The organism is Stutzerimonas chloritidismutans, assembly GCF_038562055.1.
GTDB classification, from domain to species: domain Bacteria; phylum Pseudomonadota; class Gammaproteobacteria; order Pseudomonadales; family Pseudomonadaceae; genus Stutzerimonas; species Stutzerimonas chloritidismutans_A.
On record NZ_JBCFXD010000018.1, the window covers coordinates 19812 to 32437 of the forward strand.

The following is a 12626-nucleotide window of genomic DNA, read 5'->3' on the forward strand; positions in this document are numbered from 1 at the left end:
AAGCGCAGTTGGCTGTTGCCTCCGACCCACCTCGTTCATGCGTCCGGCCCCGAGCGTCGCGAGCGAAGAGCTGGCTAGGCGAAGCCCAACCGAAAAAGCGGAGTTGGCTTTTGCCAATGAGCATTTTTCGGCTGGACTTCAACAACGCCAGATCGAGCGCAGCAGCTCGGAGCAGGTCAGGAGGTACGCTGGCGCTTCGCCTCGATAATATTGGGCAGCTGCGATATCCGGCTGAGCAAGCGTCCCAGCGCATCCAGCCCTGGGATCTCGATGGTCAGTGTCATCTGCGCCGTGCTGTCTTCCTTGTTCGAACGGGTATTCACCGCGAGTACGTTGATCCGCTCGTTGAGCAGGATTTGCGAGACGTCGCGAAGCAGGCCGGAGCGGTCATAGGCCTTTATGCTGATATCGGCAGGATAGGTTTTCTCGGGGATCGGCCCCCAGCTGACCTGGATGATCCGCTCCGGCTCGCGCCCGGCCAGCTGCAGCACCGAGGCGCAATCCTGGCGATGAATGCTGACGCCGCGACCGAGGGTGATGTAGCCGACAATCGGATCGCCCGGCAGTGGCTGGCAGCAGCCTGCCATTTGCGTGAGCAGATTGCCGACACCCTGGATCTGCACGTCGCCGCGCTTGCCAGGCTTGGTGCTGGGGCGTATGGGGATCAGCTCGAGCTGGTCATCATCATGGGTATCGGGCTCAACCAGCTGCTGAGCATGATTGACCAGCTGGGCCAGACGCAGATCGCCTGCCCCCAGCGCGGCAAACATGTCTTCGGCGGTCTTCAGGTTGGCTTTTTCGGCCAGTTTGTCGAAGTCCACCGGCGGCAGATCGAGCCGTCCGAGTTCGCGCTCCAGCAGCGCCTTGCCGGCCGCCACGTTCTGGTCGCGGGCCTGCAGCTTGAACCAATGAACGATCTTCGCCCGCGAGCGCGAGGTGGTGATGTACCCCAGGTTCGGGTTCAGCCAGTCGCGGCTCGGGGAGCCCTGTTTGCTGGTGATGATCTCGACCTGCTCACCGGTCTGCAGGCTGTAGTTGAGCGGTACGATGCGCCCGTTGATCTTGGCACCGCGGCAGTTGTGACCAATTTCGGTGTGCACGCGGTAGGCGAAGTCCAGCGGCGTGGCGCCCTTGGGCAGATCGATGGCATGGCCGTCCGGGGTGAACACGTAAACGCGGTCCGGCTCGATATCCACGCGCAGCTGATCGGCCAAGCCGCCAATGTCACCCAGCTCTTCGTGCCATTCGAGCACCTGACGCAGCCATGAGATCTTCTCCTCGTAGTGGTTCGAGGTGCTCTTGACGTCGGTGCCCTTGTAACGCCAGTGCGCGCAGACGCCCAACTCGGCTTCCTCGTGCATGGCCTGGGTGCGGATCTGCACCTCCAAAACCTTGCCCTCCGGACCGAGCACAGCGGTGTGCAGCGAGCGGTAGCCGTTTTCCTTGGGGTTGGCGATGTAGTCGTCGAATTCCTTGGGGATGTGCCGCCACAGTGTGTGCACGATACCCAGCGCGGTGTAGCAGTCGCGGACCTCGGGTACCAGCACGCGCACGGCGCGAACGTCGTAGATCTGGCTGAATTGCAGGCCTTTCTTCTGCATCTTTCGCCAGATCGAATAGATGTGCTTGGCACGCCCGTCGATTTCGGGGTGTATCCCGGTGGCGGTCAGTTCGTCCTTCAGCTGCTGGACGACGTTCTGGATGTACTGCTCGCGATCCAACCGTCGCTCGTGCAGCAACTGAGCGATTTGTTTGTACTGCTCGGGTTCGAGGTAGCGGAAGGACAGGTCCTCCAGTTCCCATTTGATGTGACCGATGCCTAACCGATGCGCCAGCGGCGCGTATATATCGAATACTTCCCGCGCGACGCGATGACGTTTGTCGTCATCGGCATTCTTGACCGCGCGGATGGCGCAGGTTCGCTCGGCCAGCTTGATCAGCGCGACGCGCACGTCGTCGACCATCGCCACCAGCATCTTGCGCAGGTTTTCCACTTGGGTTTGTGTGCCCAGCACCAGCGACTCGCGCGGGTTGAGGCTGTCGCTGATCGCGGCCATGCGCAGCACGCCCTCGATCAACTTGGCAACCACCGGGCCGAAGTGCTGATGCACCTCGGCCAGCTGGATCTTGCATTCGCGCACGCCGCGGTAGATCACCGCCGCCACCAGGCTGTCCTGGTCGAGTTTGAGGTCGGCGAGAATTTCGGCGATTTCCAGCCCGGTCTGGTAACTGGAGGTGCCTTCGCTCCACAGGTTCTGTGCCGCGTTGGCCTGCTGCTCCGCCGTTCGGGCGAACTCGCAGGCCTGTTTGAGAGCGTCGCGGTCGAGTGCGGGGTCCATCCCCAGCACGTGATCGAGCCAGCCATCGAGGTTGATGCTGCCGTCGGTGTTGATCGGCTGAAGCGCTCTGACCTGGACCATCTAATACCTTCCCTCTACGCATCATCTGCGTCGAATACGCCGGCTTTCTAAGAGCCGGTCGGTTGAACCACAGGCCGATCGCCTGTCAAAAGAAACTGACTTACGCTGGCCGCTCGAAAAGAGCCATGGCCTCGACGTGCGCCGTCTGCGGAAACATATCCAGCACGCCGGCCCGCTTTAGCTGATAGCCCTGGCCGATCAACTCGGCAGCATCACGCGCCAGCGTTGCAGGATTGCACGAAACATAGACAACGCGCCGTGCGCCTAAAGTCGTCATCTGCCGCACTATTTCCAAGGCACCGTCACGCGGCGGATCGAGCAGGACCGCTGTGAAGCCATCTTTGGCCCACTGCGCATCAATAAGCGGCTTCGACAGATCCGCCTGATAAAAGTGCGCACCGTGAAGACCGTTTTGCTCCGCATTGGTGCAGGCGCGCTCCACCATCTCGCCAACGCCTTCGATTGCCACCACCTGTGCACCTTTACGCGCCAGCGGCAAGCTGAAGTTACCCAACCCGCAGAACAGATCGAGCACCCGCTCGCCCTCTTCCGGTGCCAGCCAATCCAGCGCCTGCGCCACCATTGCCTCGTTCACCGGCGCATTGACCTGAACGAAGTCGCCGGGTCGCCAGGACAACTCCAGATCCCACGCCGGCAAGCGGTAGCCCAGCCTGTACGCGGGCTCCAGCGGCTGCGGCGCATCCTCGCCTTGCAGCCAGAGCTGGACGTTCTGCGCCTTGGCGAACTCGGCGAGGCGTTGCAGATCCTCCGCTGCCAGCGCCGCGGTGTGGCGCACCAGCACCGCTTCGCTAGTCCCGCTGAACAACTCCAGGTGACCGATCGCCTGCGGCTTGTCCAATTCATGCAACACGGCTAACAGCGCCGGCAACAGCGTTTGCAAGGGCTGTACCAGCACGGGGCATTCGCGGATCGCGATGATGTCCTGGCTAGCGCTGGCGCGGAAGCCGACGTCCAGGCGTCGTGCCTTGTTGTCCCAGCGCACGGCGAGCCTTGCGCGCCTGCGATAGCCAAATTCGGGCCCGCTGAGCGGAGCCGCCCATTGCTGCGGCTCGATAGAAGCCACGCGGGACAATTGCTCGGCCAGGCTCCGTTGCTTCAATTCAAGCTGATCGGCTGCGCTCAGGTGCTGCAGAGTGCAGCCTCCGCATACCCGAGCATGTGAGCAAGGCTCGGTACGCCGCTGGGCGCTGGCGACCATCACCCGCTCGGTGCGGGCGTCGACAATCTGGCTGCGCGCATTCAGCACGCGCGCCTCGACCTCTTCTTCGGGCAAAGCGCCTTCGACGAACCAGGTGCGGTTGTCGAGAAAGGCAATGCCGCGGCCATCGTTGGCGAGCCGCTGGATGCTCAGCCGCTGCTTCTTGCCGGTGGGAATCTGCGGCTTCTTCTCGCCACCACTGGGCTGGAAGCGTAAACCGCCACTGCGCTTGGCCATCAGCAGGTTCCGCCTTGCAGCGTCATGTCGCGATCAGGGCTGGTCATACACGCCCGTCGACAGGTAGCGGTCGCCACGGTCACAGATGATCGCCACGATGACCGCGTTTTCAACTTCCTTGGACAGCCGCAGCGCCGCTGCCACGGAACCACCTGACGACACGCCGCAGAAGATACCTTCTTCGCGCGCCAGCTGCCGCATGACGTGCTCGGCCTCGTCTTGAGCCATGTCGACGATGCGGTCGACGCGCTCGGCCTGATAGATCTTCGGCAGGTATTCCTGTGGCCAGCGCCGGATGCCCGGAATCGCGGCGCCCTCCATGGGTTGCAGGCCGACGATCTGGATCTCGGGGTTTTGCTGCTTGAGGTAGCGCGACACACCCATGATGGTGCCGGTGGTGCCCATCGAACTGACGAAGTGGGTGATAGTGCCCTGGGTCTGCTGCCACAGCTCCGGTCCGGTACTGGTGAAGTGGGCCTCAGGATTGTCGCCATTGGCGAACTGATCGAGCACCTTGCCGCGCCCTTCCGCGGCCATCTTGACCGCCAGATCGCGAGCACCTTCCATGCCCTCTTCCTTGCTCACCAGAATCAGCTCGGCGCCGTAAGCAGTCATCGCGGCCTTGCGCTCGGCGCTCGAGTTGTCCGGCATGATCAGGATGAACTTGTAGCCCTTGATCGCCGCGGCCATGGCCAGGGCGATGCCGGTATTGCCGGAAGTGGCTTCGATCAGGGTGTCGCCGGGCTTGATATCGCCGCGCGCTTCTGCCCGGGCAATCATTGACAGCGCGGGACGGTCCTTGACCGAGCCAGCGGGGTTGTTGCCTTCGAGCTTGACCAGGATGGTGTTGCTGGTTTCACCGGGCAGACGCTGCAGGCGAACCAGAGGGGTGTTGCCGACGCAATCGGCGATGGTCGGGTACTGAATTGTCATGGCTTCGATGGACCGCACAGCCTTTGAGAGGCGCACATGATACCGGCAACCATCGGCCACGGGCAGACCGCAATACCCTTGCTTCGGTCAGGTGGGCATCGCCAAATGGCTGCTGATGCGCCCCATGCCCTTCCCATTCGGCGAAGCAGGCAGACGAACGGCTCAGCATATTGGACGTACGAAGATCTTGCCAACCGCAGCGATCAAGCTTGGTTAACTGGGGTCAGTGATCAAGCAGGTTGTTCAAAAACTACCTGCGTTGGCAATACATCGTTAAAAGCCGCTCAGAATGCTCATTTGGAACAACTAAACTCCGCATCTTCGGCTCCTTTTGCCTTGTCTTGCCTGCCTCGCCAACGTTTTTGAACAGCCTGCCAGGCCTGTAATCAGTTACATATTTCCTTCCGCCTCAGACAAGGAACATCCCATGCACGTCGGACGAGCCGCCCTGGTTCCCTCGATACTATTGTTGAGCCTCACCGCCTGTACTCAACCGGACCGCCCGTCCAGCGAAATCCCGCCCGCCCCGGAGGCGTCCAGTGGCTACTCGGCCAAACCCGGCTGGGCCTTTCAGCGTTTCGCCGTGGCCGCAGCCAACCCGCTGGCAACCGAAGCCGGCTACGAGATTCTTAGAGCTGGCGGCAGCGCGATGGATGCAGCCGTGGCGGTACAGATGGTGTTGAGCCTGGTCGAGCCGCAATCCAGCGGCCTGGGTGGCGGTGCTTTTCTGTTGCATTGGGATGGCGAAAACATCGCAGCGCTGGATGGGCGCGAAACCGCGCCGGCCGCGGTGGACGAGCGACTCTTCCTGACGGCTGACGGCAAGCCGATGGCGTTTCTCGACGCCGTGGTGGGCGGCCGGTCGGTGGGTGTGCCCGGTGTGGTCAGGATGCTCGAACGCGCTCACGACCAGTACGGCAAGTTGCCCTGGAGCGCCTTGTTCAAGCCGGCCATCGAACTCGCCGAAGACGGTTTCGAGATCAGCCCACGCCTGCATGGCCTGCTGGCCAGCGACCCGGCGTTGCGCAACGACCCGCGTGCGGCGGCGTTCTACTACCAGAACGATGGCGAGCCTCTGCCGGTCGGCCATCGCTTGCGCAATCCGGCCCTCGCCGCGTTGCTCAAGGACATCGCCGAGCGCGGCAGCCAGGCGTTCTATACAGGGACCAATGCCCGCTCGCTGGTCCTGCAGGTAAACACTCATCCGACCAACCCAGGCCGCATCAGTCTGAACGACCTGGAAGGCTATCAACCGCGCCAGCGCGACGCCATTTGCACCCTCTGGCAGAAGCGCTATCAGGTTTGCGGCTTCCCGCCACCGTCATCGGGCCACATCACCCAGATGCAGATCCTCGGCATGCTGGAACAGCTGCCGCCGGTTCAGCCTCTCGATCAGGGGGTGCCTTCTGTCGAATTCCTGCACCGCTACACCGAGGCCGCACGCCTGGCCTATGCAGACCGCGCCAAGTACCTGGCTGACCCGGATTTCGTGCCGGTACCCGGCCGCACCTGGAACAGCATGCTTGCACCGAGCTACATCAAACAGCGCGCCGCGCTGATTGGTCCGCGCAGCATGGGCACCGCCGAAGCGGGAGAACCCGGCGAGATGCCTGTCTCGTTCGCCCCGCAGGCGGCACAGCCGGAATACGGCACCAGCCATATCAGCATCGTCGACGCCGAGGGCAATGCACTGGCGATGACCACCACCATCGAGCAGGCCTTCGGCTCGCGCCTGCTCAACGATGGCGGCACCGGCCTCGCCGGGGGCTATCTGCTGAATAACGAGCTGACGGACTTTGCCTTTGAACCCTACGACGCGATGGGTCGGCAAGTGGCCAATCGAGTCGAACCGAACAAGCGTCCCCGTTCAAGCATGAGTCCGACGCTGGTGTTCGACGTCACGGGTGAACAGTTCCTGGCGAGCCTCGGCTCGCCGGGCGGCGCGGCGATCATCCACTTCACGGCGAAGACGCTGCTGGGCATGTACGACTGGGGGCTCGATGCCCAACGCGCCATCGACCTGCCCAACTTCGGCAGCTTCAACGGCCCCACAGTGCTTGAAGCAGGACGCTTCCCGGCCAGCACTGTACAGGGGCTGAAAGCGCGTGGCCACGAGGTCAACGAGACGGAAATGACCAGCGGACTTCAAGCTATCCAACGCACCGACAGCGGCTGGTTCGGCGGCGCCGACCCGCGCCGCGAAGGTGTGGTGATGGGCGAGTAACGCCTCGGCTACAGCAAGCCTTCAGGCAACCCTGCGGCTTGCATCCGCCGCAGGGTACGCCGCTCATATCAGAATGCGTGTGAACGTCAGTGCCGGAAGCCCCACCTCCGGGCACTGCATTCAGGACGACGTTTGCACTAAACCACGCGCGCTTCGTTCTCCAGTCGCTCGATGGCGCTGTCTAGCTCATCCAGCGCTTGCGCCGCACTGGGGTGGTTCTGTTTCAGCAGGGTTTCGCTGCGCTCACAGGCCGCGCGCAATTGCGGCACACCGCAGTAGCGGGTGGCACCGTGCAAGCGGTGCACCCGATCGATGGTTCCCTGCCGATCATTCGCCAGGCGCGTTTCGCGGATCACCTGACGATCATCCTCCAGCGAAGCCAACAACATGCTCAGCATGTCCGCTGCGAGATCGGCTTTGCCGGCGGCCAGGCGCAACCCCTCTTCCGCATCGAGCACCTTGAGGTTGTTTTCCGGCGTCGCCGTGTCAGGGGGCGCTGCAACAAAGCTGCGAGCCAGCGGCAGGCCGGTCCACTTCAGGATCACCTGAGCCAGCTGGCGCTCGCTGATCGGCTTGGTCAGGTAATCGTCGAGCCCACTTTGCAGTAGCGAGCGTTTTTCGTTGGACAGCGCGTGGGCCGTGAGCGCGACGATCGGCATCGGTGGCTGCGCACTGTCACCTTCCCAGCGACGAATCGCCTCGGTGGTCTGGCGCCCGTCCATGCCCGGCATCTGCACGTCCATGAACACCAGATCGAAAGACTTATGCTTGACCACCTCCAATGCTTCCCCACCGCTGCTCACCGCCACGACTTCGCCGCCCATGTCGGTCAGCAGGGTTTCCAGCAGCAGCAGATTGGCCGGGTTGTCATCGACGCACAGTACCCGTGGCGGTCGGGTTTCCGACACGGCGATGCTCTCGATCATCGCCTGTGGCGGCCGCAGCAGATCGAGCAGCACCCGCTGCAGCTTGCGGGTACAGGCCGGCTTGCTCTGCAGCTGGGCATGGGTGTGCGACTCGGGCAACGCTTCGTGATACTGCGCCTGTTCAATGGTCGGGCAGAGCACGATGCATTTGCAACCCAACCCTTCGAACTCCCAAAGCCTCAGGCACAGCTGTTGCGGTGCGATTTCTCGATGGGTCACACCGAGCACGGCCACCTCGATCGGTGTGTCGCTGGTATGCGCTTCGAACACCGCCGACTGCAACTGATCCAGGCTGTCGAACGGCAGCACCTCCATGCCGCAGCTTTCCAGCTGGTGCTGCAAGGCCTGGCGCGTTAGCGGATGCTGCTCGAGCAAGCCGACCTTGCGTCCGAGCAGTGCCGCCCGCGGAAGGTCCTCGATGTCGTCACGCGCCTTGGGCAGGCTCAGACTGATCCAGAATTCGGAGCCCTCTTCCGGAATGCTGTCCACCCCGATTTCGCCGCCCATCTGCTCGATCAGTCGCTTGGAAATCACCAGCCCGAGCCCCGTACCGCCCGGTTGGCGCGACAGAGAATTGTCCGCCTGGCTGAACGCCTGGAACAGCGCACGCAGGTCCTGATCAGTCAGACCGATGCCGGTGTCCTGCACGCTGATGCGCAGCTGAGCGCGGTCAGAGCGCTCGTCTTCGACCATCGCCCGGACGATGACGGTGCCTTCATTGGTGAACTTGATGGCATTGCTGACCAGATTGGTCAGCACCTGCTTAAGCCGCAGCGGGTCGCCGACCAGGGATAGCGGCGTGTCGCGGTAGACCAGGCTGACCAGCTCCAAGTGCTTCTGGTGCGCCGCCGGGCCGAGGATGGTCAGGGTGTCCTCGATCAGGTCGCGCAAATTGAACGGGATGTTGTCGAGGACCAGCTTGCCGGCCTCGATCTTCGAGAAGTCGAGGATCTCGTTGATGATCCCGAGCAGGCTGTCAGCGGATTTTTCGATGGTCGATAAGTAGTCCTGCTGGCGTGGCGTCAGGTCGCTTTTCTGCAGCAGGTGGGTAAAGCCGAGGATGCCATTGAGTGGCGTGCGGATCTCGTGGCTCATGTTGGCCAGGAACTCGGACTTGATCCGGCTGGCCTCCAGCGCTTCCTTGCGTGCCAGGTCCAGCTCGATGTTCTGGATCTCGATTGTCTCGAGGTTCTGCTGCACGTCTTCGGTGGCCTGGTCGATGCTCTGCTGCAATTCTTCACGAGCGGCCAGCAAGGCCTCGGCCATACGGTTGATGCCTGCCGCCACTTCGTCCATTTCATGGCTGCCGAGCGCTGGCAAACGAGTCTCCAGGTGACCGTCCTTGAGCTGCGCCACGGCCACCTTGACCCGGTGCAGCGGCTTGCTGATTGCCGTACTCATGCGCAGCGCCAGCAGCGCAGTGATGATCAGCCCTGCACCAATCAGCAACAGGCTGGCGAACAGGCTGCGGTAACCGCGCAGCAGCGTGCCCTGGTGCGACAGCTCCAACTCCAGCCAGCCAATCAGGCGGAGGTCGTTGTCGGGATTGTCTTCGGCGAGATTCAGATGCTTGCCAAGCACCGGCAGGAGGATGCGCGTGGTGTCGACGCTGCTGACCTGAGTCAGCGCCTCGGGATCGGTTGGCGGCGACGGGGTGATCATGTTCGGCCCGGCATGGGCTTGCAGATTGCGCTCGGCATCGAGGATGGAGACCGCACGCACGTCAGGCTGATCCAGCACCTGATTGAGAATGCGCTGCAACCGCTTGCCGTAGCCCTGCGCCATGGCCGGGGCCGCCAGCGGCGCCAGTTGTTCGGCGATCAGCTGGCCGCGCGCATCGAGCTGATGGCGCATCTCCGACAGCTGCATCCAGGTGAAATAGATGCCAAGCGCTACGGCTAGCACTGTGCTGGGCAACAAGATCAACACCAGCACCCGACTCTTTATTCCTAGGTCTCTCAGCACGGTTCCATTCCCCTGGTGGCCAGTGCGCTAGTGTAGCGGCTCGAAGGGCGGGAATCTGCGTTGCAAGACAAATGCACGTCAGGCAGAACCAGGCGCGTCTTGATTGGGCGCCTGGCTGTAGCGGGCTCAGTCCAGTCCGCGGATGTCGCGCTCCTGGAAGTGCGGCAGCTGCCACTGGAAGGTCATTGCCAGCACCCGGAACAGGAAGCCCGCACAGAGCGTGGCCAGCGAGGCGATGGACGTGTCGATCCCGAGCCAGAGCAGCGTCACGTAGAGCACGCCGGTAAACAGTGCCACCGTGGCATAGAGCTCGCGTCGCAACACCATCGGCACCCGGTTGCAGAGAATGTCGCGCAGCAGTCCGCCAAACACGCCGGTGATGACCCCCGCCAGCACGACGATCGAAAGGTGAGCGCCCATATCCATCGCCACGCCGCAACCGATCACGGTAAAGGCCACCAGGCCCAGGCCGTCGACCAGCAGAAACACCTGCCGCAGGTGATGCATGTGCCGCGCGACCAGGGCGGTGACGATGGCCGCGCCCACGGTGAAACCAAGGTACTCGGGATGGGCGATCCAGCCGATCGGGTAATGCCCCAGCAGCACATCGCGCGCCGTGCCGCCGCCCAGCGCCGTCACCGTGCCGAGCATGCAGATACCGAACAGGTCCATGCCGCGGCGCATGCCCATGATGGCGCCGGACATGGCTTCGGCCGTAATGGCAATCAGATAGATGATATGCAACAGCGTCACAGCGGAACTCCAGAACAGGCAGGCGGGAAAACGGCGCCATTATGGGGCACACTGCCATTCAATCGATGTGACTTAGCAAAATTAGGCTATACAAACATTTATTTAATCTGAGGACGCAGGGCTTGAATCTTGATCCCAAACAGACTGAAGCCTTCCGTGCGGTCATCAAAACCGGCAGTTTTGAGCAAGCTGCCCTGCGGTTGCATCTGACGCCGCCTGCGATTTCGCAGCGGGTGCGAGCGCTGGAAAGCGCCTTGGGCAATGCTCTGGTGGTGCGCAGCCGCCCCTGTCGCCCTACCGAAATAGGCCAGCGGCTGCTGCAGTACCTCAAGCGGGCCACCTTGCTTGAAGCCGACCTGATGGCCGACCTGGCCGAACGCAGCGACGCGCCGCTGGTGGTGGTCGCCGCTCTCAATGCCGACAGCCTGGGCACCTGGTTCTTTCCGGCGCTGGCCGACGTGCTGATCAAGGAACGCGTGCTGCTCGATCTGACGGTCGAGGACCAGGACCACACCTACAGCCTGCTGGAAACCGGCCTGGCAATCGGTTGCATCAGCACCGAACCCAAGCCCATGCGCGGCTGCACGGCCAGCCCGCTGGGAAGCATGCGCTATCGCCTGGTAGCGTCCGCCGCCTTTCGGCAGCAGTACTTTCCCAACGGCCTGAACCGCAATGCCGCGCGCAAGGCGCCGGTGGTCGCCTACACCAACAAGGACCGCCTCACCTCTTCGTTCCTGCTTCGCCGGCTGGGCCTGCCCGAGGGCGCCTACCCTTGCCACTATGTGCCCGGCGCCGAGCCTCGCTTCAATGCGATCCGCTACGGGCTGGGCTATGGCATGGTGCCGCAGCCGTTGCTGCAGGATGCATTGGCCGACGGCATCGTGGTCGACCTGGCCGCAGACGCGCCGCTGGACATCTCGCTGTACTGGCACACTTGGAAGGTGCAGTCGCCGCGCATGGAAAGCCTCTCCCGCCAGATCATCGAAGCGGCGCCGAATATCCTTGCGCGACCTGAGGGGGCCTGATGAAACATGGCCCGCCCGCGGTTCTGGTTCGCGAGCAAGCTCGCTCCTACGCTGCCCATTGTTGCGACCGTACGTTTGTTGTAGGAGCGAGCTTGCTCGCGAAGAGTCCCATGCCCAGCGAGGCGTATCACCGGAACTGCGCAAACGACGGCACTGAGGCACACTAACGCCCATGACTTCCATTCTTTATCACCCGGCCTGCTGCTCGTTTTTGAGCGATCACTGGCCGCTGCCGCTCGCCTTGCCTGGCGTGCAGCTGATTAGCACCCGCTTCGACCCCGCCCTGCTCGACCCTGAGGACTTCACCCGCTGCGGCGTGCCGGGCATGAGCGCCGTGAGCAAGCGCCAGACCGAGTTTCTCGCCGGTCGCCTCTGTGCTCACGAGGCCTTGCGCAGGGTGACGGGCGTGCCGTGCATCCCGGCCGTGAACGAGGACCGCTCGCCCAACTGGCCTGCCGGGGTGGTCGGCTCCATCACCCATGGCGCTGGCTGGGTGGCGACCGTGGTGGCGCGTCGCGAGCAATGGCGCGGTCTCGGTCTGGATGTCGAGAAGCAGATTCCCACCATACGGGCCGACCGCCTGGTCGCTGAAATCCTCACGCCGCTCGAGCTGGAAGGTTACGCCGCACTCGACGAGACCCAGCGCGCCCTGCGCGTCACCCTGACCTTTTCCATCAAGGAAAGCTTGTTCAAGGCGCTGTATCCGCTGGTGAACAAGCGCTTCTACTTCCAGGAAGCCGAGCTGATCCACCACGACAGCAGCGGTTACGCCCGCCTGCGTCTGCTCAATGATTTATCGGAAGAATGGACGGCTGGCGCTGAACTGGAAGGCCAGTTCGTGCAGTTCGATGACTACCTGCTGAGCCTGGTGAGCATTCCGGCCTGAATCATCGCAGCCCGGCGCGAGGCTCTCGCGGACAACAA

8 protein-coding genes are annotated in these 12626 nt (G+C 62.9%); 3 read left to right on the top strand and 5 right to left on the bottom strand.

The genetic code is table 11. From position 1 onward, the window contains the following. Positions 1-176: 176 nt before the first annotated feature. From relA to cysM, 3 genes are all read right to left on the bottom strand, one after another. Positions 177-2420 carry a GTP diphosphokinase gene (gene relA, locus AAGW23_RS19910; RefSeq protein WP_342408015.1) on the bottom strand — a complete coding sequence of 748 codons (2244 nt, stop codon included), beginning with the start codon at positions 2418-2420 and terminating at the stop codon, positions 177-179. A gap of 100 nt (positions 2421-2520) precedes the next feature. Then, entirely contained in the window at positions 2521-3876 is a 1356-nt protein-coding gene (gene rlmD / locus AAGW23_RS19915; RefSeq protein WP_342408016.1) for a 23S rRNA (uracil(1939)-C(5))-methyltransferase RlmD, read from the bottom strand. A gap of 33 nt (positions 3877-3909) precedes the next feature. Then, positions 3910-4809: a cysteine synthase CysM gene (gene cysM, locus AAGW23_RS19920; RefSeq protein WP_148926381.1), complete on the bottom strand. Its 900-nt coding sequence runs from the start codon at positions 4807-4809 to the stop codon at positions 3910-3912. A gap of 427 nt (positions 4810-5236) precedes the next feature. On the opposite strand from cysM, the gene AAGW23_RS19925 reads away from it, so the two are divergent. Beyond that, on the top strand, positions 5237-7033 hold the full coding sequence (locus AAGW23_RS19925) for a gamma-glutamyltransferase family protein (protein WP_342408017.1): 1797 nt from the start codon (positions 5237-5239) through the stop codon (positions 7031-7033). 137 nt (positions 7034-7170) lie between these two features. Here the strand turns inward: AAGW23_RS19925 and AAGW23_RS19930 are convergent, their stop codons facing one another. Together AAGW23_RS19930 and AAGW23_RS19935 are read right to left on the bottom strand one after the other, a co-directional pair. After that, the gene (locus AAGW23_RS19930) at positions 7171-9924 is read right to left on the bottom strand and encodes a response regulator (protein ID WP_342408018.1); all 2754 of its coding nucleotides are present in this window, start codon (positions 9922-9924) and stop codon (positions 7171-7173) included. Between the two features lie 126 nt (positions 9925-10050). Further along, positions 10051-10677: a trimeric intracellular cation channel family protein gene (locus AAGW23_RS19935; RefSeq protein ID WP_342408019.1), complete on the bottom strand. Its 627-nt coding sequence runs from the start codon at positions 10675-10677 to the stop codon at positions 10051-10053. A 122-nt stretch (positions 10678-10799) separates the two neighbouring features. Here AAGW23_RS19935 and AAGW23_RS19940 point away from each other — a divergent pair, with 122 nt between their 5' ends. Next, a complete protein-coding gene (locus AAGW23_RS19940; protein ID WP_342408020.1) occupies positions 10800-11702 on the top strand; it encodes an HTH-type transcriptional regulator ArgP in 903 nt (300 codons plus the stop codon). 172 nt (positions 11703-11874) lie between these two features. Continuing rightward, on the top strand, positions 11875-12588 hold the full coding sequence (locus tag AAGW23_RS19945) for a 4'-phosphopantetheinyl transferase family protein (protein WP_342408021.1): 714 nt from the start codon (positions 11875-11877) through the stop codon (positions 12586-12588). The last annotated feature ends 38 nt before the right edge of the window (positions 12589-12626 follow it).